The 25,053-nt window shown below is 53.8% G+C and carries 25 protein-coding genes and 1 tRNA gene; 22 read left to right on the forward strand and 4 right to left on the reverse strand.

Annotation, left to right across the window (positions count from 1 at the left end):
* Positions 1-87: 87 nt before the first annotated feature.
* The 22 genes from pyrH (at position 88) to QE270_RS02760 (ending at position 20,875) form a co-directional block, all read left to right on the forward strand.
* Positions 88-813 (forward strand): UMP kinase, encoded by a 726-nt coding sequence (pyrH, locus tag QE270_RS02655; RefSeq protein ID WP_300034762.1) that lies wholly within the window; start codon positions 88-90, stop codon positions 811-813.
* Positions 814-816: 3 nt separating this feature from the next.
* Positions 817-1,374 (forward strand): ribosome recycling factor, encoded by a 558-nt coding sequence (gene frr, locus QE270_RS02660; protein ID WP_300034765.1) that lies wholly within the window; start codon positions 817-819, stop codon positions 1,372-1,374.
* 51 nt (positions 1,375-1,425) lie between these two features.
* On the forward strand, positions 1,426-2,145 hold the full coding sequence (gene uppS / locus QE270_RS02665) for a polyprenyl diphosphate synthase (RefSeq protein WP_300034767.1): 720 nt from the start codon (positions 1,426-1,428) through the stop codon (positions 2,143-2,145).
* The gene (locus tag QE270_RS02670) at positions 2,142-2,879 is read left to right on the forward strand and encodes a phosphatidate cytidylyltransferase (protein ID WP_300034770.1); all 738 of its coding nucleotides are present in this window, start codon (positions 2,142-2,144) and stop codon (positions 2,877-2,879) included. Before uppS ends, QE270_RS02670 begins: the two co-directional genes overlap by 4 nt.
* Before the next feature lie 3 nt (positions 2,880-2,882).
* Positions 2,883-4,049, forward strand: a complete 1,167-nt coding sequence (locus QE270_RS02675) for a 1-deoxy-D-xylulose-5-phosphate reductoisomerase (RefSeq protein ID WP_300034773.1) — start codon at positions 2,883-2,885, stop codon at positions 4,047-4,049.
* Complete coding sequence (gene rseP / locus QE270_RS02680) at positions 4,039-5,160, forward strand: RIP metalloprotease RseP (RefSeq protein ID WP_300034776.1); 1,122 nt, start codon at positions 4,039-4,041, stop codon at positions 5,158-5,160. Before QE270_RS02675 ends, rseP begins: the two co-directional genes overlap by 11 nt.
* 155 nt (positions 5,161-5,315) lie before the next feature.
* The gene (gene bamA, locus QE270_RS02685; protein ID WP_300034879.1) at positions 5,316-7,913 is read left to right on the forward strand and encodes an outer membrane protein assembly factor BamA; all 2,598 of its coding nucleotides are present in this window, start codon (positions 5,316-5,318) and stop codon (positions 7,911-7,913) included.
* Positions 7,913-8,605 (forward strand): OmpH family outer membrane protein, encoded by a 693-nt coding sequence (locus QE270_RS02690; protein ID WP_300034779.1) that lies wholly within the window; start codon positions 7,913-7,915, stop codon positions 8,603-8,605. Before bamA ends, QE270_RS02690 begins: the two co-directional genes overlap by 1 nt.
* Before the next feature lie 5 nt (positions 8,606-8,610).
* Entirely contained in the window at positions 8,611-9,072 is a 462-nt protein-coding gene (gene fabZ / locus QE270_RS02695; RefSeq protein WP_300034782.1) for a 3-hydroxyacyl-ACP dehydratase FabZ, read from the forward strand.
* 154 nt (positions 9,073-9,226) lie between these two features.
* Complete coding sequence (gene rpmE, locus QE270_RS02700) at positions 9,227-9,454, forward strand: 50S ribosomal protein L31 (protein ID WP_125230382.1); 228 nt, start codon at positions 9,227-9,229, stop codon at positions 9,452-9,454.
* 85 nt (positions 9,455-9,539) lie between these two features.
* Positions 9,540-9,616, forward strand: a tRNA-His gene (locus QE270_RS02705).
* Positions 9,617-9,727: 111 nt separating this feature from the next.
* Positions 9,728-10,759 carry an amino acid dehydrogenase gene (locus tag QE270_RS02710; protein ID WP_300034882.1) on the forward strand — a complete coding sequence of 344 codons (1,032 nt, stop codon included), beginning with the start codon at positions 9,728-9,730 and terminating at the stop codon, positions 10,757-10,759.
* 52 nt (positions 10,760-10,811) lie between these two features.
* Positions 10,812-11,528 carry a heme ABC transporter permease CcmC gene (gene ccmC / locus QE270_RS02715; protein ID WP_300034788.1) on the forward strand — a complete coding sequence of 239 codons (717 nt, stop codon included), beginning with the start codon at positions 10,812-10,814 and terminating at the stop codon, positions 11,526-11,528.
* The gene (gene ccmD, locus QE270_RS02720; protein ID WP_300034791.1) at positions 11,528-11,659 is read left to right on the forward strand and encodes a heme exporter protein CcmD; all 132 of its coding nucleotides are present in this window, start codon (positions 11,528-11,530) and stop codon (positions 11,657-11,659) included. The genes ccmC and ccmD overlap by 1 nt, the downstream gene beginning before the upstream one ends.
* On the forward strand, positions 11,656-12,105 hold the full coding sequence (gene ccmE / locus QE270_RS02725; protein WP_300034794.1) for a cytochrome c maturation protein CcmE: 450 nt from the start codon (positions 11,656-11,658) through the stop codon (positions 12,103-12,105). Before ccmD ends, ccmE begins: the two co-directional genes overlap by 4 nt.
* Positions 12,106-12,132: 27 nt before the next feature.
* Positions 12,133-14,064: a heme lyase CcmF/NrfE family subunit gene (locus QE270_RS02730; RefSeq protein WP_300034797.1), complete on the forward strand. Its 1,932-nt coding sequence runs from the start codon at positions 12,133-12,135 to the stop codon at positions 14,062-14,064.
* Positions 14,061-14,591, forward strand: a complete 531-nt coding sequence (locus tag QE270_RS02735; protein WP_300034800.1) for a redoxin domain-containing protein — start codon at positions 14,061-14,063, stop codon at positions 14,589-14,591. Before QE270_RS02730 ends, QE270_RS02735 begins: the two co-directional genes overlap by 4 nt.
* Complete coding sequence (locus tag QE270_RS02740) at positions 14,588-14,989, forward strand: cytochrome c-type biogenesis protein (RefSeq protein ID WP_300034803.1); 402 nt, start codon at positions 14,588-14,590, stop codon at positions 14,987-14,989. Before QE270_RS02735 ends, QE270_RS02740 begins: the two co-directional genes overlap by 4 nt.
* Positions 14,986-15,642, forward strand: coding sequence for a hypothetical protein (locus QE270_RS02745; protein WP_300034806.1), 657 nt, complete (start codon positions 14,986-14,988; stop codon positions 15,640-15,642). Before QE270_RS02740 ends, QE270_RS02745 begins: the two co-directional genes overlap by 4 nt.
* A gap of 128 nt (positions 15,643-15,770) precedes the next feature.
* Positions 15,771-17,708 (forward strand): potassium transporter Kup, encoded by a 1,938-nt coding sequence (locus QE270_RS02750; protein WP_300034809.1) that lies wholly within the window; start codon positions 15,771-15,773, stop codon positions 17,706-17,708.
* Positions 17,709-17,971: 263 nt separating this feature from the next.
* On the forward strand, positions 17,972-19,642 hold the full coding sequence (gene leuA, locus QE270_RS02755) for a 2-isopropylmalate synthase (RefSeq protein ID WP_300034812.1): 1,671 nt from the start codon (positions 17,972-17,974) through the stop codon (positions 19,640-19,642).
* A 261-nt stretch (positions 19,643-19,903) separates the two neighbouring features.
* A complete protein-coding gene (locus QE270_RS02760; RefSeq protein ID WP_300034815.1) occupies positions 19,904-20,875 on the forward strand; it encodes a nitronate monooxygenase family protein in 972 nt (323 codons plus the stop codon).
* A gap of 135 nt (positions 20,876-21,010) precedes the next feature.
* Here QE270_RS02760 and QE270_RS02765 read toward each other — a convergent pair whose 3' ends face one another.
* The 4 genes from QE270_RS02765 to QE270_RS02780 form a co-directional block, all read right to left on the reverse strand.
* Complete coding sequence (locus tag QE270_RS02765) at positions 21,011-21,640, reverse strand: YceI family protein (protein ID WP_300034818.1); 630 nt, start codon at positions 21,638-21,640, stop codon at positions 21,011-21,013.
* A 78-nt stretch (positions 21,641-21,718) separates the two neighbouring features.
* Positions 21,719-22,738 (reverse strand): ketol-acid reductoisomerase, encoded by a 1,020-nt coding sequence (ilvC, locus tag QE270_RS02770; protein WP_300034821.1) that lies wholly within the window; start codon positions 22,736-22,738, stop codon positions 21,719-21,721.
* Between the two features lie 27 nt (positions 22,739-22,765).
* Positions 22,766-23,281, reverse strand: a complete 516-nt coding sequence (gene ilvN, locus QE270_RS02775; protein ID WP_300034824.1) for an acetolactate synthase small subunit — start codon at positions 23,279-23,281, stop codon at positions 22,766-22,768.
* A complete protein-coding gene (locus QE270_RS02780) occupies positions 23,281-25,023 on the reverse strand; it encodes an acetolactate synthase 3 large subunit (protein ID WP_300034827.1) in 1,743 nt (580 codons plus the stop codon). The genes ilvN and QE270_RS02780 overlap by 1 nt, the downstream gene beginning before the upstream one ends.
* Positions 25,024-25,053: the final 30 nt, after the last annotated feature.

The raw sequence follows: 25,053 nt of genomic DNA on the forward strand, positions 1-25,053 counted from the left end.
CTGCCAAAAGGCGGGGATAAGCACTTGGCGATGTGGCGCACGGCTCCTATAGCTGGGCGCCATAATCGTATCAGGGTGAGGGATATTATGAGCGCGCACGGATATCGTCGCATTCTGCTTAAACTATCGGGCGAAGTGCTTATGGGGGATCAAGCCTATGGCATTGATCCCGTTACTGTGGCGCGCGTTGCCGAAGAGGTAAAAGCTGCGCAGGATACTGGATTGCAACTGTGCCTTGTAATCGGCGGGGGTAACATCTTCCGGGGTATTTCTGGTGCCGCAAAGGGCATGGACAGGGCGCAGGCCGACTATATGGGCATGCTCGCGACCGTCATGAATGCGCTCGCCATGCAAAACGCGCTTGAACAGCTCGGCGTGCCGACCCGCGTGCAGTCTGCCATTGAAATGGACAAGGTCTGCGAACCCGTCATCCGGCGCCGTGCCGAGCGGCATTTGGAAAAGGGCCGGATAGTTATTTTTGCCGCAGGCGTTGGCGCACCGTTCTTTACTACGGATAGCGGTGCTGCTTTGCGCGCTGCCGAAATGCAATGCGACGCGTTGTTCAAGGGCACCTCGGTTGATGGTGTATATGATGCCGATCCCAAAAAAGTTTCGACAGCAAAGCGTTATGAAACATTAAGTTATGACCGCGTCTTAGCAGATAATCTTAAGGTTATGGACGCAAGCGCTGTGTCGTTATGCCGTGACAACAACATTCCTATCGTGGTGTTCTCTATCCGCGAACGGGGCAATATATTGAAGGTGCTCGACGGAAGCGGCACTTCAACTGTGGTAACAAGCGAAGGAAACTAATCCATGCCGCAATATGACAAAACCGACGTTGAGCGCCGTATGAAGGGCGCTGTCGATTCATTTAAAAGCGACCTTTCCGGGCTGCGTACCGGCCGCGCCAACGTGACTTTACTCGACCCCGTAGTCGTCGAAGTTTACGGATCGCACATGCCGTTGAGCCAGGTCGCTACCGTCAGCGCGCCTGAACCACGTTTGCTGTCGGTTCAGGTATGGGACCGCTCAAACGTGACGCCAGTGGAAAAAGCCATTCGTTCGGCTGGCCTTGGTTTAAACCCGATTACCGATGGGCAGACTTTGCGCTTGCCTATTCCCGACCTCACCGAGGAACGCCGTAAAGAACTGGCAAAGCTGGCTGGCCAATATGCCGAGAAAGCCAAAATCGCGATCCGCAACGTGCGTCGCGACGCAAATGACGGTCTAAAAATTGACGAGAACAAGAAAGAAATCAGCGAGGACGATCGCAAGCGGTTGGAGACTGCAGTCCAGAAAATGACCGACGAGATGATCAAAGCGGTCGACGAAGCAGCAGCGCATAAGGAAAAGGAAATCCTGAGCCAGTGAGGCCGGATACAAACTTCCCTTCCATTCGCTTCGAGCGCGTTTAGATACGTAATGGCGCACGTCGATTCGCAACCCGTCCGCATCGCAGCCGGCACAGGCGAAATGCCGCGGCACGTTGCTATCATCATGGATGGCAATGGTCGCTGGGCTAAGAAGCGCATGTTGCCCCGCGCAATGGGGCACAAGCGCGGCGTTGAGACTGTCCGTAATATTATGCGTGCAGCGGGCGAGCTTGGCCTAGAAACACTTAGCCTTTATGCCTTCTCTAGCGAGAATTGGAAACGGCCCGCGGAAGAGATAAACGATCTGATGGCGCTAATGCGCGATTTCATCAAATCCGACCTTGATACATTTGCAGAAAATGACGTCCGATTAAAAATTATTGGCGATTACAAATCATTATCACCTGATATTGTGGAAATGCTTGAGGAATCGATTGCACGGACGTCGAAGAACAGCCGCACGACATTGGCGGTAGCGTTAAATTATGGATCGCAGGACGAGATGGTCCGCGCTGCACGCGCCGCCGCCGCGCAAGGCGAGATAAGCGCGTCCAGTATTGAGGCCAATCTGGACACCGCTGGCTTGCCGCCGCTGGATTTGCTTATCCGAACGTCTGGCGAGCAGCGTCTTTCTAATTTTATGTTGTGGCAGGCAGCTTATGCCGAATTCTGGTTCACTGAGACCTTGTGGCCCGATTTCAGCAAGGATGAACTTGCCGCTGCGCTGAACGAATTCGCCCGGCGTGAACGTCGCTATGGTGGTCGATGAACGATAAGGTTGCGCCGCCCCTTAAACCGCGTTCGGACTTAGGCATACGGACATTGTCCAGCGTTGCTATGATGTCGGTCGCGATCGCTGCGATTTGGCTGGGCGGCTATGCCTTTATGGGCCTCGTTATCGCTATAGGCCTTGGTGTATTTTTTGAATTTACCAAATTGGTGTTTGGCTTCGCGCAAAGTCGGCAGGCGCAGATATTGTGGCTATTGGTCGGTCTGACCTATGTTGGCCTTGCATGTTTGACACTGATGCTGTTCAGCTCGCCTTTCTTCGGCATGACGCCGGCAATCATGCTCATCGCCGGCGTAATCGGCACGGATGTCGGTTCGTATTTCGCGGGACGAAGCCTTGGCGGCCCCAAAATCGCGCCACATATTAGTCCATCCAAAACTTGGTCAGGCCTTATCGGCGGAATGATTGGCGCGGGCCTTATGATGGTTTTTATTCAAGCAGGCATCTACGCCTTCAGGGGCGGTAATGCCGGTAATGGCGATATCTATCTTGCATATGGCTGGTTCCGTCTATTGCTGACGGGGGCCGCGCTCGCGGTGGTCGCGCAAATTGGTGACTTTTTTGAAAGTTGGATGAAGCGTCGGGCAAGGGTCAAAGATTCGGGGTGGCTGATACCCGGTCATGGCGGGTTATTTGACCGGACCGACGGCCTTATCGCTGTCGCTTTTGCTGCTGGCGTGATCATGCTGTTCCAAAGCGCGACGGCAGGCTAATCCATGACACGCAGCGTTTCCATCTTTGGCGCAACAGGTTCGGTCGGATTGTCGACATTGGACCTCATTCGTCAGCATCGCGGCGATTACCGCGTGGTCGCATTGACCGCCAACGGCAATGCCGCCGCTATCGCGCAATTGGCGCGCGAATTTAAAGCCGAGCTTGCCGTTGTTGCCGATGAATCGGCTTATACTGAACTCAAGGACGCTTTGGCGGGGACAAACATTGAAGCCGCAGCGGGTCCAGAAGCGCTTGTAGAGGCCGCTAGGCGCGATGTGGACTGGACGATGGCCTCTATAGTAGGCTGCGCTGGATTACCCTCTACGATGGCTGCAATCGAGGCTGGGAAGACGGTCGCTTTGGCCAATAAGGAGGCGCTGGTTTCCGCTGGCGCTTTGATGATGGCAGCGGTGCGCCAATCGAGTGCGGTACTACTCCCCGTCGATAGCGAGCATAACGCCATATTCCAATGCCTCGCTGGCGGCAAAATTGACCAAGTGCGTAAGATCACCCTGACCGCAAGCGGCGGACCCTTCCGTGCCTTCTCGCTTGAGGAAATGCGGAATGTTACGCCAGCGCAAGCCGTTGCGCATCCCAATTGGGACATGGGTGCAAAAATCAGCATCGATTCCGCAACAATGATGAACAAGGGCCTTGAATTGATTGAGGCGTTTCACCTTTTTCCGGTTGGTCTGGATAAGCTTGATATCCTCGTCCATCAGCAATCGGTGATCCATTCGATGGTTGAATATGTCGATTGTTCAACGCTGGCACAGTTGGGATCGCCCGATATGCGCATTCCCATTGCAAGCACTCTTGCTTGGCCAGAGCGTATTGCCACGATGTGCAAGCCGCTTGATCTTGCTGCAATTGGCCAGCTTACGTTCGAGCAGCCTGATGTGGTCCGCTTCCCCGCGCTTCGGCTTGCGCGCGCAGCTATTACCGAAGGCGGTGCAAAGCCTGCTATCTTAAACGCAGCGAACGAGGTTGCAGTGGCGGCCTTTTTGGACGGCAAGATGAGGTTCCTGGAAATTGCATCCCTAGTCGAAGAAACCCTGACGACTTATGCGCCCGCAGCACCTATCAATTTGGATGACCTGTTCAGCATTGATGCAGGCGCCCGCAGTTACGCGCAGAACGAATTGGAGAAACTAACCCGTGGCCGCTGAATCCCCCAACATTATTCTTACCCTTTTCGCGTTTCTCGCGCTGATTGGTTCTCTTGTCGTGGTGCACGAACTGGGTCATTATGCCGTGGGTCGTTGGTTTGGGGTGAAGGCCGAGAAATTCTCGATCGGTTTTGGACCGCAGATTTGGGGGCGCGTAGACAAGCGCGGTACGTTATGGCGCGTTGGCCTGTTGCCATTGGGGGGCTTTGTCCAGTTTGCGGGTGACATGAATCCTGCAAGCCAAGCAGACGAAAGCTGGAAGCAATTGCCGGAGCATGAGCGCAATCAGACGTTCCAATCGAAAACATTGTGGCAACGTGCTCTGATCGTAGCAGCTGGGCCTGCAGTTAATTTTCTTCTCGCAATCCTTATCGCCATGGGCTTCCTGCTTGCATTTGGTAAATCAGTAACGCCGCCAGTCGTCGATGTCGTTCAACCGAGGAGTGCGGCTGCGGCGGCTGGAATTCAGATCGGCGATCGGATCCTGACGTTGAATGGCCGAACTATCGAAACTTTCGATGCGATGGCCCGCGAGGTCGTTATGATTCCAGGCGAAAAAATAGTCATGGAAATCGAGCGAAACGGTGCGCGGTTTGAAAAGCAAGCTACCGTAGCTGCGGTCACTGAAGTGGACAGGTTCGGTAATGAATATCGGATTGGTCGCATTGGCATTGGTGCAAGCAATTCGGAAACGCGCGAAGTAGGCCTGCTTGAGGCGCCTTGGGCAGCCGTGAAGCAAACAGGCAATATTCTGCGCCAACAGGTCATTGGTCTTGGGCAGATAATCTCTGGTCGTCGGCCCATTTCCGAACTTGGCGGTCCCTTGAAAATCGCCAAAGTTTCTGGCGAGGCCATGAGCTTGGGCATATTGACGTTTATAAGCCTAGCCGCTTTGATTTCGATTAACTTGGGGTTCATCAATCTACTGCCAATCCCCATGCTCGATGGAGGGCATTTGTTGCTTTACGGTATTGAGGCAGTGCGGAGGCGACCAGCCACACCGCAAGTGCAGGAGTGGGCTTTCCGTGCAGGATTTGCGATGCTGGCAGCGTTCATGTTAATGGTAACATTCAACGACCTCACGTCTTTCGGTCTTTTCGGTAGCAGTTGAGGGCATTGCATACTTGATTGCGCGCGCTGCATCGGGCAGGGACGCAAAAATATTTTAGCGGCAGTTTGCCAACGACCGGTGGCGGCCGGACATCAGATCGGATGACAATGGAAAGTAGACCTCTCGGCAACTTCAAAAGCTTTGGCGTATTTTTGATGGGTTCGACTGCGCTTGCGGCGACGGGCAGCATGACACCGGCTTTTGCGCAAGCTGCACCCGCGATACCAGTTGCCCAGCCTGAGGCAGCGGCACTTGCCGAGATTATCCAATCCATCACTGTTGTCGGAACGCAGCGACTCGAAGCGGATACTGTGCGGTCTTACATCCGGTTACGCACCGGCCAACAATGGACTCAGGTATCTGCCGACCAAGCGCTTAAGGACCTCTACGCGACCGAATTGTTCGCCGATGTCTCCGTGCGCAACAATTCCGGCGCGGTTGTCATCGAAGTGCGAGAAAATCCAGTCGTGAACCGCATCATTCTTGAAGGCAATAAGCGCATCAAGAATGACAAGATTGAACCTGAGATAAAGCTTGCGCCTCGTCAGATTTATTCGCGGTCTAAGGTACGGGCTGACGTTGCACGCATTGTCGAGTTATATAAGCGTCAAGGGCGCTTTGCTGCGGTTGTTGAACCAAAGCTGGTTCAGCTTGACCAAAACCGCGTTGATATCGTGTTTGAAATTACCGAAGGGCCAAAGTCGAAGGTTCAACAGATCAATATCATCGGCAACGACAAGTTCTCCGACGGCCAGTTGCGCGGCGAAATGGTCACGAAGCAAGCGCGTTTTTACCGCTTCTTCAGCTCAGGCACCAGCTACGATCCAGACCGCTTGGCGTTTGATCAGCAGAAATTGCGCCAATTTTACCTGACCCAGGGCTATGCCGATTTCCGCGTTGTTTCGGCGGTGGCCGAACTCACCCCTGATAAGCAAGACTTCATCATCACCTATGTGGTTGAAGAAGGTAGCCGCTATAAATTCGGCGATGTGAGAGTAGAAAGCCAGATCCGCGATTTCGACTCAGGCCGTCTAACAGCCACGTTGCGCATGAAAAAAGGCGATTACTACAATGCTAAAATGGTTGAAGACACGGTAGAGAGCCTATCCGAAACGGCTGGTTTATTTGGTTATGCCTTTGCCGATGTGAACCCGGACTTCCAGCGGGACAAAGAGACGTTGACGATGGGCATTACGTTTAATGTTGCGGAATCACCGCGCGTTTTCGTCGAGCGCGTCGACATTAACGGCAACACGCTGACCCAAGACAAGGTCGTTCGCCGGGAATTCCGCCTGAACGAAGGCGACGGCTTTAACAGCATTCAGGTGAAGCGGACTGCGGAGCGCATCAAGTCGCTTGGCTATTTTCAGGAAGATCTGGAAGTCGAACAGGCGCAGGGCAGTGCGCCTGACCGTATCGTTCTAACCACCAATATCGAAGAAAAAGCGACTGGGGAGCTGTCACTATCAGCCGGCTTCTCCTCGATTGAAAACTTCATCTTTCAAGGGTCAATCCGCCAGCGCAACTTTCGCGGCCTTGGCCAAGAATTACGAACCAACATTTCCTATTCGTCTTATTCGAAATCAGCAGAAATTGGATTTACGGAGCCGTATCTGTTTGACCGTTCGATGGCGATTTCAGGCGACATATTCCGCCGTGATTTAAACAGCTTTAACTTCTTTAATAACCAGCGCAACACGACCTACCAGCAGGCAACAACAGGCTTCCAGTTGCGTCTTGGCGTGCCGGTCAACGAATATATTTATTTTCAGGCACGGTACGGATTAAGCCAAGACGATGTTACGCTTGATGAAAACACATTTTTTTCCGGAAATCCGCCGACCTGTGACCCTATCCTCGCAGGGCGCTTTCTCTGTGATGCCATAGGTAAGCGCATGACGTCGTCGCTGGGCTACACATTGTTATATGATGACCGGGATAACCGGATCCGTCCAACCCGTGGCCAAAGCTTGGGTATCAGCCAGGATTTCGCAGGGCTTGGCGGTAGCGTCAAATATATCAAAACCCGAATTAACGCTGACAAATATTGGAAGCCGTTTGGTAATTTCGTTTTCGGCTTGTCGTTTGAGAGCGGGTATATCCATCCTTTGGAAAACCGTGGGCTTTCGGGGATCGACGATGTCCGTTTAACGGATCGCTTCTACTTGGGTGAGCCGCAAATGCGTGGTTTCGATATTCGCGGTGTAGGACCGCGCGTTCAACGTATTTTTCAGGAAGGCAAGATTGTGAACGGCGTCGCGGTTAATAACCCGATTACTGACCGCAACCAGATCCAAGACGATGCCATTGGGGGCCGCTTCTATTATATGGGGCGTGGAGAATTGCAGATCCCATTGGGTAGCGGCGCTAAGGAGTTGGGCCTGCGTCCGTCTCTGTTTATCGATGTCGGATCCGTGTTTGACGTTACGCGGCCAGTCCTGCAGAGCGTGCAGCAACGCGAAGTGTTGGCAGATGGCACACAAGGCGGACTGCTATATTATTTTGTCGATAGTGCTGGGGCACTTCAGACGTCTACCACCGCAGTTAATGGCGATGGCTCTGCACGGGTCGCGGCGTTCCGGTTCAAAGAAGAATTCCTCGGCGACACATGGAAACCGCGCCTGTCGGTTGGATTTGGCGTAAACTGGAACTCACCATTTGGTCCATTCAGGATAGACCTCGCGCGGGTTCTGCTAAAGCAGCCGGGCGACGACACCAAATCATTTACTTTCAACGTAGGGACTCAATTCTAATGAACATTCGTAAAACCGCCCTTGAGGCCGCTCTTTTGTCGGCAGTTGTTATCACTGCACCAGCATCTGCTCAGGTATCGGGTATCGCAACGTCAGACACGGCAGTCGCTATCTTGCGTTCAAAGGCGCTGGGCGCTGCGTATCAGCAGATCGGCACGCAATATGCGGCCGTATCGCAGCAGCTTCAAACAAAGCGTCAAGAAATCAACAACCTGAATGCGCAGCTTGATACCGACAAGAACAAAGAACTGACACAGGCTGAGCTCGATGTTGCGATTAAGGCAAAAAACCCGCTGCTTGCGCAGATTGACGCGAAGCAAAAGGAAATGAGCGCGCTTCAGGATCCGGTTATCCTTGCACAGCTATATTCCATCGAGCAGATTGCTCTGAAATATGAAGCGGCACAGCAGGCTGTTATCACGGCCAAGCGCATCAACGTCATCCTCGCTCCGGACGCATTTGTTTGGGCGCCAGAATCGGTTGACGTCACGACTGCAATTACTGCTGAACTCGATAAGCTATTGCCTGCCGTCACGATCACACCGCCAGCCGGTTGGCGTCCTTCGCGCCAGATTGGTACGCTGTACCAGCAAATCCAGCAGTTGATTAACAACGCGTCACAACAAGCACAAGCGCAGGCCGCCGCTGCTCAGTCACCGGCATCTGCTGCTGCACAACCCGACAGCCGTTAATCTGCATGTCGGGGGACGATTACAGCAATTACGACGTCCGCAGGGTGATGGCGGTGCTTCCGCACCGCTACCCCATGCTCTTAGTCGATCGGGTAGAAGAGCTCGTTCCCGACGAGCGTATTTGCGCCGTCAAGGCCGTGACTATGAATGAAGGGTTCTTTCAGGGACATTTTCCTGGAAGGCCTATCATGCCCGGCGTGATGATTGTTGAAGCACTTGCCCAAGCAGCTGGTGTTTTGGCGATGGAAAGCCTTGGTCTTATAGGTTCAGGCAAGCTTGTGTATTTCATGTCGATTGACAATGCCAAGTTCCGTGCGCCCGTCGAACCTGGCTGTCTTTTACATCTTCATGTCACGTTTGTCCAAAAGCGCGCGCGCGTCTGCAAATTTGCCGGGCGTGCTATGGTTGGCGACCAAGTCGCTGCTGAAGCCGAGTTTATGGCGATGATTGCTGAGCCGCCTGCTTAAACGGCAGGGCCTAGCCCAAAGCGTAACTTGGCCTGAGGGCTGCGGTTATTTTTAACAGTCAGTTCTTGCCTTCTTTAAGCGTGCCCGCTATGCGCGTCGCTTCCGAATTTAGGGCCCCCGGTCGGAAACCGTTGGCTGAGCAAAGGAATTATGTATGAAAGCCGACATTCACCCCGATTATCACATGATCAAGGTGCAGATGACCGACGGAACTGTCTTCGAAACGCGCTCCACGTGGGGCAAGGAAGGCGACACGTTGGCATTGGATATCGATCCAACCTCGCATCCAGCATGGACCGGTGGATCAGGCCGTATGCTTGACACTGGTGGCCGCGTTGCCCAGTTTAACAAGCGTTTTGGCGGCCTCAGCCTCAAAAAGTAAGAATATTCATGTGCCGGGTTGACGCCCGGCATAGGGTAATTCTAAGCCTAAAGAATAGGAGCGCGTCTGCCTCAGTGACGCTATGGCGATCGTAGCTCAGTTGGTTAGAGCGCTGGTTTGTGGTACCAGAGGTCGGGGGTTCAAGACCCCTCGGTCGCCCCATTTATCTCCCTCCATATTCTGGATGACATTTCAGGCGCGTAATATTATTACACGTTCTCGTAATTTGATTTCGAAGCCGCAATGCGGCATTTTCGCACAGGGGAATGCATGATGCCCGCTATCTGGGACTTGCTTGATTTTGACTCGCACGAAGCCGTTCATGTGTTCGATGACCGCGCCACCGGTCTTAAGGCAATAATCGCTGTGCATTCGACCCATTTGGGGCCTGCAGCAGGTGGAACGCGCTTTTGGCATTATGCCGAGCCGCAAGCTGCGGTCACTGATGCGCTGCGCCTATCGCGCGGAATGAGCTACAAAAATGCGATGGCGGGGCTATCTGCAGGCGGCGGCAAGGCGGTCATTCTTGCCAACCCTGCGCGGACCAAGCCACAAGATATGCTTGATGCATTTGCCCACGCGGTGGATTCACTGGGCGGCAAATACATCACTGCTCAGGATGTCGGCATGTCTGAAGAGGATATGGTCTCACTTTCAAAGGTCACCTCGCACGTCGCTGGCTTGCCTGGGCAAGGCGGTGATCCCGGTCCTTACACAGCACGTGGCGTGTTTTTAGGGGTTCAGGCCGCAGCCAAACATGTGCTTGGCACGGATGACATGTTGGGCGTTCACGTCGCTATCCAGGGCGTGGGCAGTGTTGGTGGCGGTCTTGCCCGTTATCTTGCAGATCATGGAGCTAAGCTTACGCTGGCTGACGTAGATGCAAAGCGTGCCGCTGACCTTGCGGTTGAGCTGGGCGGAAACAGCGTAGCTGCAACTGACATCATGAATGTCGAAGCGGATATCTTCAGCCCTTGCGCTTTGGGTGCGATACTGACTGAAGCGAGCGTGTCTGCGTTAAGAGTGCGTGCGGTTGCCGGTGGCGCAAATAATCAGCTTGCGACGGGGCGTGAGGGACGCATGCTGGCCGATCGAAGTATATTGTATGCCCCTGATTATGTCGTCAACGCTGGCGGCATTATCAACGTTTTGCGTCACATTGAAAATGCCGACGATGCAGAAATCAACCGCCGCATTAACACCATTCCTGAGCGGTTGGCGGCTATCTGGGCTGAAAGCGCTTCGGGCGGTAAAACACCAGCTGAAGTGGCAGACGATATGGCGCAAAAACTTATCGGTAGGTGATGCTAAATTCGTTGGCCTAACGTTTTTGCAGTGCTAGAGACCCACTCCAGATATGCACCGTTTCGCCAATCCTGCCCGTTTTTTGCGCATCGCAAGGCCACTTACCCCGGCTTTGTTCTGGCTCGGGCTTATCCTGACGCTTGCTGCCTGTATTTGGGGGCTATTCTTCACGCCGACTGAACGGTTGATGGGCGACACAGTCAAGATCATCTTTGTTCATGTCCCTGCCGCTTGGCTCGGTATGGGGGGATGGACTGGCATTGCCATTGCGAGCATTGTGCAATTGGTATGGCGTCACCCGCTGGCGGGCGTGTCTGCGCGTGCAATCGCGGTTCCCGGAGCGACCTTTGCGGCGATTTGCCTCATTACGGGGTCGATATGGGGGCGACCCACTTGGGGAACTTGGTGGGTTTGGGATGGCCGGCTGACATCAATGCTTGTGCTCTTCTTTTTATATCTCGGGTATATTGCGTTATCCAATGCGTCGAGCAACAAAGGCGATACCAGTCGCGTTGCCGCAGTTTTCGGTATCATTGGCGCAATCAACATCCCCATCATCAACCGCTCGGTCATCTGGTGGGAAAGCCAGCACCAAAAGGCAAGTATCACCTTGGGTGGATCATCGATTGACTCGGCCTATTTGGTGCCCTTGTTTGTAGCCGTTGCCGGTTTCAGTCTATTGTTCGGCGCACTGGTGTTGATGCGGATGCGCGCTGCTCTTGCGGAAATGCGGATTGAGGCGCGGATGCGCAGGATGGCGGAGAGCTGATGCCCCACGCTCCATTCATCATCGCATCCTACGTCATCGCCGGGGTCGGTCTGACCTGGCTTGTTATCTCCAGCTACATATCGATGCGCCGCGCAGAGGCGTCGGCTGCCGAGTTAAAGGATCGGCCATGAAGCCAAAGCATCAGCGGTTGCTGTTGGCAATTATTGCTGTTGCTGCTCTGGTTGGCGCTGGCCTGATCGCCGCATCTGCCTTACGCGAAGAGGCATCCTATTTTTATACCCCTACAACGTTGGTGGCAGCCAATGTCGAACCCGGAAAAGCCATCAGGTTAGGCGGCATGGTACAAAAAGGATCCATCGTGCGTGGCGGGGATGGCGTATCTATAACGTTCACGGTTCGGGACCAGAGACGCAGTCAGAAGGTCGCTTATCGCGGGATTACGCCTGACCTGTTTGGTGAAGGGTCTGGCGTCGTTGCAGACGGTCGACTTGGACCTGACCGCGTCTTTGTCGCCGATAGCTTGCTTGCCAAGCATGATGAAAACTACGTGCCGAGAGAATTGGCTGACATAGATATGAGTGCGGCCGCAAAAACGAAGGACACACTTGTACCATGAGGATATTGACGAAATGAGGGCTTTCACATGATTGCAGAAGCCGGATTAGCGGCTATTTGGCTGGCGGCGTCGATGGCGCTTCTTCAGTTCATTGCGGGGTTAACGTTGTTACGCGATGGGGCTGGGCAACTGGTGCCGCTCATAAAACCTGCTGCGTATATGCAGGGTGCCTTGTGTACCTTTGCGTTCTTTGCGCTCATGTGGCTGTTTTATATCAGTGATCTGTCAGTGCTTTTGGTCGCAAACAACAGCCATATTGATAAGCCACTCATTTTCAAACTCGCTGGCACTTGGGGTAACCATGAAGGCTCGATGCTTTTATGGGTAACGATATTGTCTGTTTCAGGCGCTGCGATTGCATTTCTGGAAAAGCGTATTGAGGTAAAGACACTGTCTGCCACGTTGGCGGTGCAAGGTTTTCTCGCGCTCGGCTTTTTCGCATTTTTGCTGTTTTCTTCAAACCCGTTTGAGCGAATGGTTCCTGCGCCTATCGAGGGTGCTGGCCTCAACCCATTACTTCAGGACGTTGGCCTCGCGTTCCACCCGCCGACTTTATACTTTGGTTATGTTGGCCTTTCGATCGCATTCTCTTTCGCCGTTGGCGCATTGCTCACCAATCAGGTCGGGCCAGCCTTCGCCCGCGCTATGCGGCCGTGGGTGTTGGGCGCTTGGATTTTCCTGACAATCGGTATAGCTGCAGGCAGTTACTGGGCATATTATGAATTGGGCTGGGGTGGCTGGTGGTTTTGGGATCCCGTTGAAAACGCGTCGCTCATGCCATGGCTTGCAGCGACTGCTCTACTGCATTCGGTCAGCGTTCTTGCTACGCGCAATGCGTTACGTGCTTGGACCATCATGCTTGCGCTGGTGGCCTTTGCCATGTCGATGGCGGGCACGTTCCTTGTGCGTTCAGGGATATTGACGAGCGTTCATGCCTTTGCTGTCGACCCGGAACGTGGTTCGTTCATTCTCGCGTTAATGCTTATGTACACAGGCCTTGCCTTCGTCATTTTTGCTTTACGTATTGGGACAGTCAAGCAAGGTGAGCCGTTCCAACTGCTCAGCCGAGAAGGCGGGATTGTTGCAAATAATATATTCCTAAGCGTCATTCTGGCAGTCATTTTGATTGGCACGCTTTACCCGATTGCGGCAGAGGCATTGGGTGACAAGATATCGGTTGGGCCTCCATATTTTAACAAAGCGACGGTTCCAATTGCGGTTCTTTTGATGCTCGCTTTGTTGGTGGGGCCCCTGTTGCGTTGGCGCCGCGATGATCTCGGCCGTCTAAAATATTGGCTTATCGGTGCAGCGGCGATTTTGTTGTTGAGTTGCCTTGCGATATGGAAATTTGCGCCACAAATAGGGATATTTCCGCTTTTGGGTATCGCATTGTCCTTGGCCCTTGCAGTGGCAGCATGGATGCCACTTAGGGGGCGCAAGCTGCTCCGCACGCCTATCCCGGTATTCGGCATGGTCATCGCGCATTTTGGTTTAGCCGTTAGTGTCTTTGGCATGGCGGCGGAATCAGGCTTTTCATCTGAAACTCTTACCGCGCTTGCACCTGGCGAAAGCGCCAAGGTCGCTGGCTGGGAGGTTAAGCTTAACGATGTCAATCCCGTCGTAGGGGACAATTGGGTTGCTGTTGAAGGTGAAATGATAGCCGCCAAAAATGGCAATGAATTCCCGCTTCATCCTCAATCACGGCAATTCTTTAAGCCTCCAATGCAGACAAGCGAAGCGGCGTTGCTGACGCGGTGGAATGGTCAATTATATGTCGTCATTGCGCAGCCCGACCAAGAGGGGGATGGCCGTTGGCAAGTGCGCTTATGGTGGAAGCCCTTTGTTACATTTATCTGGGGTGGCGCAATATTGATTGCTCTCGGCGGGGCAATCGCGCTTTTGGGCCGCATGGTCCGTCGCACCAAGAATTCAGCTATAAACAAATGGCAAACCGAATGAACCGCCCTTGGCTTTTATGGGCGCCGCTTGTTGCCACCGCATGCATTGGCGGGCTTGCCATTTATGGCCTGGCCGTGCCGAAAGACGAGCAAGTCCATTCGGCTATGATCGGACAAAAGCTTCCTGAATTTGCATTGCCTCCGGCAACACAGGGTGTTTTCCCATTATCAAACAAAGATATGGGTGATGGGAGCCCCCGGCTGCTTAACATTTTTGCTAGCTGGTGCATCCCTTGCAAAGCCGAAGCGCCGCAGCTTGAGGAATTGAAAGCAGCTGGCGTCGAGATTGACGGGATCGCTATTCGCGATCGTCCAGAAGATGTTGCTGCTTTTCTGGACGAATTTGGCAATCCGTATCGCCGCATTGGATCGGACAGCGAAATGGCGGTTCAGCTTAAACTCGGGTCGTCTGGTGTGCCTGAAACTTATGTAATCGGTGCCGATGGCACAATATTGTTCCAGCATATCGGCGATATCCGGGTAGAACATGTGCCGATGCTCATCGAAAAACTGAAGGCGACGAAATGAGAGTATTCGTTCCTATTTTACTGATGTTAGCTGCGCCCGTTTTTGCCCAAGGAAGCGGGCCAACGCCCGCCTTGGCAAACCGTCAGCTTTCCGATCCAGCGAAAGAAGCTGAGGCAACCCGCCTGATGCACAGTTTGCGCTGTATTCAATGCCAAGGTCAATCCATTGCCGATAGCGACGCGAGCATGGCAGGAACCATGCGTGCCGAAGTGCGTCAGCAAATTGCCGCTGGACAAAAGTCCGAGGCAGTTCGGAACTGGATGATACAACGTTATGGCGAATGGGTTAGCTTCGAACCCGATTTCAAGGGCGCAGGGCTTCTTCTCTGGCTTACACCAATTATCTTGCTGCTTGCATCGCTTTGGGTAGCGCGTGGGCTGTTTTGGAGGCGTACATGAACGGTTGGGTGGCACTTGGCCTATTGTCGGTTTTCAGCCTGTTGGCGCTTGCTTGGTTTTTACGTGCGTCAAAGGGGCTGTGGCAAATTGGCGCAGCTGCGGTCTTATTGGGCATGACTGGTTACGCCCTGCAAGGCCGTCCATCAGCGCCATCTTCACCGGCCAAGCCGCTAGAGGGGAATGCAGTTGCTGCTACTCAGCTTGTCGATATACGCGCCGACATGGACCAAAACTTCGGTGGGGCGAAACGCTGGCTAATCACCGCTGATTCCTTTGCCAAGCAAGGGGAGTATGCTTTAGCGGCTTCCTATATTCAGTCCGGCCTGCGTAGTGACCCAAAAAATGCGGATCTTTGGTCTGCCCTTGGGCTGCAATTGATGCTGGCGAGCGATGGGCAGTTGTCAGCACCGGCGGAATTGGCCTTCGATAAAGCGCGCTCCATTCGGCCGAATTACCCCGCACCATATTATTTTGTGGGTCTTGCCCGCATGCTTAGCGGTGACCTTGATGGTGCGATCCTCCTGTGGGAAAAAACTCTTTCACTCGCGACACCAAATGCGAAATGGAAAGGCGTCCTTGAGTCGCAATTGCAGGCCGCCAAGGCGCTGCAAGCGCAAACAGCACAGGTAAAAGTAGATATACCTTCTAAGTAACTGAAAATATTATTCTCTCCAAAAAATTTGTTCAATATTGCTTTGTTGTGAAGGGTAAGGCGGCATGCTAATGCGCGCGGCCCGTCCACTTTTAATGTGGCAGTTGGGGTTGAAGCCGGGGAAACAAGATGGTTGGACCGCAAGCAGACGATTTTGGTGACAGCGAACAAAATCATAACGATAGCCATGCCCCCAAAGGTTCGCTGCTGGCGTTATGTGCGGGCACGGTTGGCGTCGTATTTGGTGACATCGGTACTAGCCCGATCTACGCCTTCCGCGAGACGTTTGCCGGTCATCATCCTATTGCGCCTGACCCGATGCATATCAAAGGTGTTCTAAGTCTCGTTTTCTGGTCGATGATGATTGTTGTGACCTTAAAATATGTTTTCACAATCATGAAGGCGGACAACAAGGGGGAGGGCGGAAGCCTTGCTTTGCTTGCGCTGATCAATCGTCAGACCGCTGGGGCAAAATGGACCGCGCCTTTTGTAATGCTTGGGGTGTTTGCAACCGCGCTATTTTATGGCGACTCCATGATTACGCCTGCCATGTCCATCCTCTCTGCAGCCGAAGGTCTCAAATATGTAAGCTTGGGCTTTAGCCCTTGGATATTACCTATATCGGTCGTGATTATTGGCGCGTTATTTGCGTTCCAGTCGCGCGGCACGGCCAAGGTCGGGGCTTGGTTTGGGCCAATCATGCTTGTGTATTTTGCCACGCTTGCGGGGTTGGGTGTCATGCATCTTACCAAAATGCCGATGATAATTCTGGATGTTTTGAACCCGCTGAATACATTTTATTTCTTCTACAATGACGGCTTTCGCGCATTTGTCGCGATGGGTACCGTCGTCCTTGCTGTGACAGGCGCGGAGGCGCTTTATGCCGATATGGGACACTTTGGCCGTCGGCCGATCAAGTTCAGCTGGCTGTTCTTCGTGTTGCCAGCCTTGATGTTGAATTACATGGGGCAAGGGGCGATGATTTTGTCCATGACGCCACAAGAAGCGCAGTTGGCCATCCGCGATCCGTTTTTTCTAATGGTGCCCGACATGATCAGCACGCCGGTCATCATTCTTACGATTATGGCAGCGGTCATCGCCAGCCAAGCTGTTATCTCTGGCGCTTTCTCTTTGACGCAGCAGGCAATACAACTCGGCTTCATGCCGCGTCTGAGTATTCAGCACACAAGCGAAAAAGCCGCAGGGCAAATCTATATTCCGGCCATCAACTGGGGCCTTGCCATCATGGTATTGTTGCTGGTGCTATTCTTCCAGTCATCATCAAACCTCGCAGCGGCTTACGGTATCGCGGTTACGGGCGCTATGTTCATTGACACCTGCTTGATCGCTGTTGTCCTGCTGTCATTGTGGAAGTGGCCAAAGTGGAAGGCGCTTCCTATCCTGGGGCTCTTCTTCATTGTGGACTTTGGCTATTTCGGGGCGAATTTATTGAAGGTCCCGTCTGGCGGGTGGGTTCCCTTGCTGATTGGTTTAGTAATCTTCACACTGCTGACGACATGGTCGCGCGGTCGTGCATTGATGCGTGAACGTATGGCGGAAAGCTCCATGCCGATGGAAATTTTCATCAAATCTGCCGCCAACAGCGCGACACGTGTTCCCGGCACGGCGATTTTTATGGCTTCGGCCGCAAGTGGTGTACCATCGGCGCTACTTCATAATATCAAGCACAACCGTATCCTGCATGAGCGCGTGATTGTTCTGACCGTGCAAATTGAAGACGTGCCCTTTGTTCGTTCGGGCGAGCGCATCGTCTGTAAAGATTTGGGTGAGGGCTTTTACCGCGTGAAAATGCGCTTTGGCTTTCTGGAAGAAACAAACGTTCCGGCGACGCTTGACTTGGTCGATTTGTGCGGACCTAAATTTGATATGATGAACACCAGTTTCTTCTTGTCGCGCCAAACGCTGATTGCGTCCAAAATCCCTGGCATGGCGATTTGGCGGGAAAAGGTGTTTGCATGGATGCTGCGGAATGCCGCTAATGCGATGGAATTTTTCAAATTGCCAAGCAATCGCGTGGTTGAACTTGGCAGCCAGGTTGAAATCTGACCTGCCTTAGTTCATGGTTTGCGTGCCTGCCATTTTCGTAACAAAATAACCCTAACGCATTTTAAGACTGGACGAATGTTGCTCGATATGGCTATCGCCAACCTGACATGAAAACGCGCAACCCTCTTTCGCCTCTCCTACTACGACTTACACGCCCTTAGGCGTGCCTGTTTTGCTGACCATGTTCGGCAACCCGCCTAAGGGCTTTACCACCGCAAAATTTAGCCCTCAAGCTGGGCGTTTCAGCGAAGTTGCCAAACATCATGATGCTTTCCGATCCATCGCGTAAATACCGACCCTTCCCCCAAATTGATCTGCCCGACCGCATATGGCCGACGCGGACCATCGACCGCGCGCCGCGCTGGCTTTCCACTGACCTGCGTGATGGAAACCAAGCGCTCATTGACCCCATGGGCGCAGAGAAGAAGAAACGCTTTTTTGACCTGTTGCTGAAGGTCGGTGTAAAAGAGATTGAGGTTGGTTTCCCAAGTTCGGGCGCCACAGATTTTGATTTTATTCGCGGGCTCGTCGACAGCGGACGCATTCCCGATGACGTTACGATTCAAAGCCTGACGCAGTCCCGGCGTGACCTGATTGAAAAAACGTTTGAGAGCATGGCCGGCGCGCCGCGGGCAATCGTCCATCTCTACAATGCTGTCAGCCCGGCGTGGCGCGATATTGTCTTCAACCTCGACAAAGCGGGCGTGAAGGCAATCGCCATTGAAGGCGCAAATATCCTTAAAGAGCAAGCCGCGAAATATCCGCAAACCGACTGGCATTTTGAATATAGCCCCGAAACATTCTCGACCGCGGAGCTCGAATTCAGCCTTGAGGTGTGCGAAGCGGTGATGGACGTGCTGCAACCCACGGCGGCAAAGCCACTGATCCTGAATCTGCCAGCGACGATTGAGGCCGCCATGCCCAATGTCTACGCCGATCAAATTGAATGGATGTGCCGCAATATCAGCGCGCGGGATCATGTTGTCATCAGCCTGCATCCCCACAATGACCGGGGTAGCGGTATAGCAGCTGCCGAATTGGGCTTGCTGGCAGGCGCGGACCGCATCGAAGGTTGCCTGTTCGGCAATGGCGAGCGCACCGGCAATGTCGATTTGGTGACGCTGGCGCTGAACATGTATACCCAAGGGCTGCACCCCGGCCTTGATTTTAGCGACATTGATGAGGTCATTCAGACGGTTGAATATTGCAACCAGTTGCCCGTTCACCCGCGGCATCCCTACGCTGGCGAATTGGTATTCACCGCCTTTTCAGGATCGCATCAGGACGCGATTAAAAAAGGTTTCGCGGCGCAGGAACGGCAGAATGACGAAATTTGGCGCGTGCCCTATCTCCCCATTGATCCTGCCGATTTGGGCCGCAGTTATGAAGCCGTGATCCGCGTGAATTCGCAAAGCGGCAAGGGCGGCGTGGCTTGGGTGATTGAGCAGGACCAAGGTTTAAAGCTGCCCAAACGTATGCAGGCGAATTTTTCGACCACCGTGCAGACATTGTCCGACACAAACGGGCGTGAACTGACCAGCAGTGACATTTGGCAGGCGTTTGAAAAGCGCTATTATCTAAAGGGTGATGGCCGGTTCCGATTAATCGATTTCCACGAAACCCAAAGCCAGCGGCAAAAGGACGAGCGCATATTTGCAGGTACCATCCGCATAGATGGCGTTGAACAAAGCGTCAGCGGCCGTGGCAACGGTCTAATTTCCAGCCTTGCCAACGCATTGGAACACGCGCTGGGCGGTCCGCTAAACATCATCGACTATAACGAGCACGCCATTGGCCATGGTACCGATGCCCGCGCGGCCGCTTATGTCGAATGCCGCGTTGGAGACGGTCCGATATTATTTGGCGTCGGCATCAGTCAGGACGTGGCCACCGCGTCCGTCAGAGCCATTCTAAGCGCTGCTAACGGGGCTTAGGGCACTCGCGGCCGGAGGCTGGCAGGTGCGCTGGGGACGCTCCAGCGGCCTTTGCCTTCAGGCCATGGAATGTCCCTGACCGTAGCTGTGAACCGCCAAAGGCCTTTCATCTGAAGTTATGCAGCGGATTGGGCGGGAAGAATCGCGCGGTTTGGAGCGCCTTACCTTACGGAATAGCCCGTTGAAAAAGGTGGGTTTGACAGCCGCGACATGCTGTGGCTAATCCATCGGTAACACATGAATTAACAAGGGATTCGACGCATGGCACTTCCGGCAATTTTTGATAATCTTCGGCTTCCAGTGATCGGATCACCGCTGTTCATCGTGTCTGGGCCAGAACTGGTTATCGCGCAATGTAAGGCGGGTGTCGTCGGGTCGTTTCCGGCGCTCAATGCGCGCCCTGCAAGCCAGTTGGACGAATGGCTGCATCAGATTACCGAAGAACTGGCAGCACATAACCGCGACAATCCAGATCGTCCGGCAGCGCCATATGCGGTCAACCAGATTGTACATAAATCGAATAACCGCCTGCAAGAAGACATCGCAACCTGTGCGAAATGGCAGGTGCCGCTTACGATCACGTCACTGGGCGCTCAGGTGGAATTGAACGATGCCGTCCATTCGTGGGGCGGGATCGTCCTGCATGACGTGATCAACGACCGTTTCGCCCATAAGGCGATTGAAAAGGGTGCCGATGGCCTGATCCCAGTTGCGGCTGGCGCCGGAGGCCATGCGGGCGTGACCTCCCCATTTGCGTTGATGCGCGAAATTCGCGAGTGGTTTGATGGTCCTGTGGCTCTGTCAGGCTCAATCGCGCACGGTGCATCTGTACTCGCGGCGCAGGCCATGGGCGCCGACTTCGGCTATATCGGCAGCGCGTTCATCGCGACCAAAGAAGCCAATGCAGTCGACGGTTACAAGGAAAACATCGTCGAGGCGAAGGCGGCAGACATCGTTTACTCTGATCTCTTCACTGGCGTCAGCGGTAATTATCTGCGCCAGTCGATTGAGCGGGCAGGGATGGACCCCAATAATTTGCCCAAGGGCGACATTTCGACGATGGACTTTGGCTCAGGCGGTAACAGCGAAGCAAAGGCATGGAAGGATATTTGGGGTTCGGGCCAAGGCATTGGCGCAGTCAAAGCTGTAAAAACCGTTGCCGAATTTGTTGACCAGCTTGAGGCAGAATATCGCGCGGCGAAGGCCAGCCTTGATGCGCGTTTTTTGGGGTAGTCCAAGGGCGTCACGCGCCATTTAGCGATATATAACATTTTATCACGCAAAGCCGCAAAGCCGCAAAGGCACAAAGGAGCTGAGAAGTTTTTTATCTTCTTGTATTCGCGCCTTTGCGTGAGATTATTTTACGGCTTAGCTGGCCTTTTCAAACGCTACGCTGATGTCTAATGTGACGTCATCCGAAATCATTGGAACGGCATAGCCGATGCCAAATTCGCTGCGCTTGATGACGGACGTTGCGTGAAAGCCGACAGTAGCCTTCCGGTTAAATGGGTTGTTGCCAGCACCAGAAAATTTGGTGTCTAGCACCACTGGCTTGGTGACGCCGTTCAGTGTCAGATTGCCGTTGATTTTGGCGGTTATGCCATTGGCGACGACGCTCGTTGATACGAACTTCGCATCGGTTGGGGCAGGGCCAAAAAAGTCGGCTTTGCCACCGTCCTTGCCAGCGCGCAGCAGATGGCCCGTTAGCCCTGCGCTTGCGGTGGTAACCTTACTAACTGGAATAGTGATGTCGACTTTAGCTTCGTTCAGCTTGGCTGGATCAAGTATCAGAGTTCCTGTGGCGCCGCCGAAAATACCGAAATAATCGTTGAAGCCAAAATGGCTTACCCGCCAACCAATAAGCGTATGGCTGGGGTCGGTGTTGTAGGTTCCAGCGGTAACGCGGGCAACGTCCATCGTTCCGGGCATTTGCGGGGCGCTTTGCGCGATCAAAGGCACAGAAAATAAGAGGGGGAGGGCACATAAAAGCTTACGCATGGGTCTGCTCCAGACATGAAAAAAGGGAGGCATCAATGTCGATGCCTCCCCTAAAACTGTCAAGTCGGGAAAAAGGGTTCAGTTCTTCGCCTGATCCACCAACTTGTTTTTTGCGATCCAAGGCATCATTGCGCGCAATTGCGCGCCGGTTGCTTCAATGGGATGCGCCGCCGCTGCCTTGCGGGCTGCCTTTAATTCTGGCTGGCCTGCGCGGTTATCTAGCACGAAATTCTTCACGAAACGGCCTGACTGGATGTCAGCGAGCACGCGCTTCATTTCGGCTTTCGTTTCGTCGGTGATGATCCGGGGACCAGTCGTGATGTCACCATATTCTGCGGTGTTAGAGATCGAATAGCGCATATTGGCGATGCCGCCTTCATACAGAAGGTCGACGATTAGCTTGGTTTCATGCAAACATTCGAAATACGCCATTTCCGGCGCATAGCCTGCCTCGGTCAGTGTTTCGAAGCCAGCTTGGATGAGGTGGGTGATGCCACCGCACAACACGGCCTGTTCGCCGAAAAGGTCGGTTTCGCACTCTTCGCGGAAATTGGTTTCGATGATGCCACTGCGACCGCCGCCAACGCCGCTGGCGTAAGCAAGTGCGATGTCATGGGCATTGCCGCTTGAATCTTGCGCAACTGCGATCAGGCACGGCACGCCGCCACCCTTTTGATACTCGCTGCGTACAGTGTGGCCGGGGCCTTTTGGCGCAATCATGATCACGTCAATGTCGGTGCGCGGCTCAATTAGGCCGAAATGAATGTTCAGGCCATGGGCGAAAGCGAGCGCCGCGCCAGGTTTCATATTTGCGTGCAGATCATCCGCATAAATGGCGGCTTGATGCTCATCAGGTGCCAGCACCATGAGGATATCTGCCCACGCCGCAGCGTCGGCATTTGCCAATACCTTGAAACCGGCAGCTTCCGCCTTTTTGGCGGTGGCTGAACCTGCACGCAGTGCGATAGCAACGTCTGCTACGCCGCTGTCGCGCAAGTTTTGCGCATGGGCGTGGCCTTGGCTACCATAGCCTACAATTGCGACCTTTTTGTCTTTGATAAGGCCCAAGTCGCAATCTGCGTCATAATATACTTTCATTCGTTCGTCCCTTTTTCGATGAATGTCTTAACTCGCGTCGGCCCCGCGCATGAGGCCGACAATTCCGGTCCGGCCTACTTCGACAAGGCCGACTTCGCGCATGAGCGCTACAAAAGTGTCGATCTTTTCCGGTCCGCCGGTAATTTCAAAAATGAAGCTATTGATGGTCGCATCGATAACACGTGCGCGGTAAATATCGGCAAGGCGCATGGCCTCCACCCTTTGGTCACCAACGCTGCTGACCTTGACCAATGCGAGTTCGCGCTCAACATGTGGGCCCGCTTCGGTCAAATCGGTAACCTTGTGTACCGGAATGAGCCGTTCGCATTGCGCGATAATCTGGTCAATCACCGGCGGCGGGCCTTTAGTCACAATTGTGATCCGACTAGTGGTATGGTCTTCGCTGATATCGGCCACGGTGAGACTGTCGATATTGTAACCACGCGACGTAAACATGCCGGCGATACGCGCGAGCGTGCCCGCTTCGTTGTCCACAGTCAGCGTCAGTACATGCCGCTCGGTGAGTTCCTGCTTAATATGCATTATACGAGCGCCTTTGCTTCGTCGTCCATGGTGCCCGATACCTGATCCGCGCTTAGGATCATATCGGTGTGCGCAGCGCCTGACGGGATCATCGGGAAACAGTTTGAAGTTTTGTGCACGCGGCAGTCGAACATCACCGGTCCATCATAGGCAAGCATTTCGGCGATGGCGTCATCAAGCTTTGCCGGGTCATCGCAACGAATGCCTTTCCAGCCATAAGCTTCGGCGAGTGCCACGAAATCGGGTAGGCTGTCGGAATAGCTTTCGGAATAGCGGCTTTCATACGTCAGTTCTTGCCACTGGCGGACCATTCCCATCCATTCGTTGTTCAGAATGAAGACCTTCACAGGCAAGCGATACTGAGTCGCCGTCGCCATTTCCTGAATGTTCATCTGGATCGATGCTTCACCGGCAATATCGATCACCAGGGCATTCGGATCCCCCATTTGCGCGCCGATGGCAGCGGGTAAACCATAGCCCATGGTGCCAAGTCCACCGCTTGTCAGCCACTTATTTGGTGCGTCAAAATGGAAATGCTGCGCAGCCCACATTTGATGCTGACCAACCTCGGTCGTGATGATCGGTGCCTTGTCCTTCGTTGCCTCAAACAGGCGCTCAATCGCGTATTGCGGCATGATTTCCTGTGTGCTGCCGGGGTAGCTTAGGCAGTCGACTGCTCTCCAGCCTGCAATCCGTGACCACCACTGATCAAGAGGGTGCTTTTTATATTTGCGGCCTTTCCATACATCAATCATCTGACGCATAGCCGTACCAACGTCTGCGACAATAGGTAGGTCGACGCGGACCGTCTTGTTCATTGAACTTCGGTCGATATCGACGTGGATTTTGATACTGTCGGGCGAGAATGCATCTAAGCGGCCAGTAACGCGGTCGTCAAAGCGTGCGCCGAGGCAGACCATGACGTCGCATTGGTTCATCGCCATATTGGCCTCGTAAGTGCCGTGCATACCCAGCATGCCAAGCCATGCCTCACCTGAAGCGGGATAAGCGCCAAGCCCCATGAGCGTCGATGTGACGGGCGCTCCGGTGAGTTCGGCCAGTTCACGCAGCGCTTCACTTGCGGCAGGACCGGAATTGATGATGCCGCCGCCTGTGTACAATATCGGCGCTTTTGCGTTGGCGATCAACTCCACCGCGCGGTTGATTTCGGTGTAGTCGGCCTCACCAGCAAAGGTGAAACGTGTTCGAGCCAAGCGCTTTACGTCGGTTGCAGCGGTTGCAACTTGAACATTCTTTGGGATGTCAATGACGACTGGTCCCGGACGACCTTTTGTCGCGATCGTAAAAGCCTCACGTACGACGGTCGCAAGCTCGGCGGGGTCTTTCACAAGATAGTTATGCTTTGAACAATGGCGCGTTATGCCAATTGTATCGGCTTCTTGAAACGCATCCGAGCCGATTAGGTTCGTCGCAACCTGACCTGTTAGGACGATAAGCGGGATGGAATCCATAAACGCATCGGCAATGCCCGTCACGGCATTGGTCGCGCCGGGACCGGATGTGACCAGAACGACACCTGGTTTTCCAGTGGATCGCGCATAGCCCTCGGCTGCGTGTGCAGCACCAGCCTCATGCCTGACGAGAACGTGCCGAATTTTTGTTTGCTGAAACAACGCGTCGTAAATGGGCAGCACTGCGCCACCGGGGTAACCGAACACGGTGTCGACGCCCTGTTCTATCAGGGTGTCGATCAATATTTCTGCACCGGATTTTTCGGGCACTGGTGAATCCTTATTTATAAAGCCGCCCGC

This window comes from Sphingorhabdus sp., from assembly GCF_029865925.1.
GTDB lineage: Bacteria > Pseudomonadota > Alphaproteobacteria > Sphingomonadales > Sphingomonadaceae > Sphingorhabdus_B.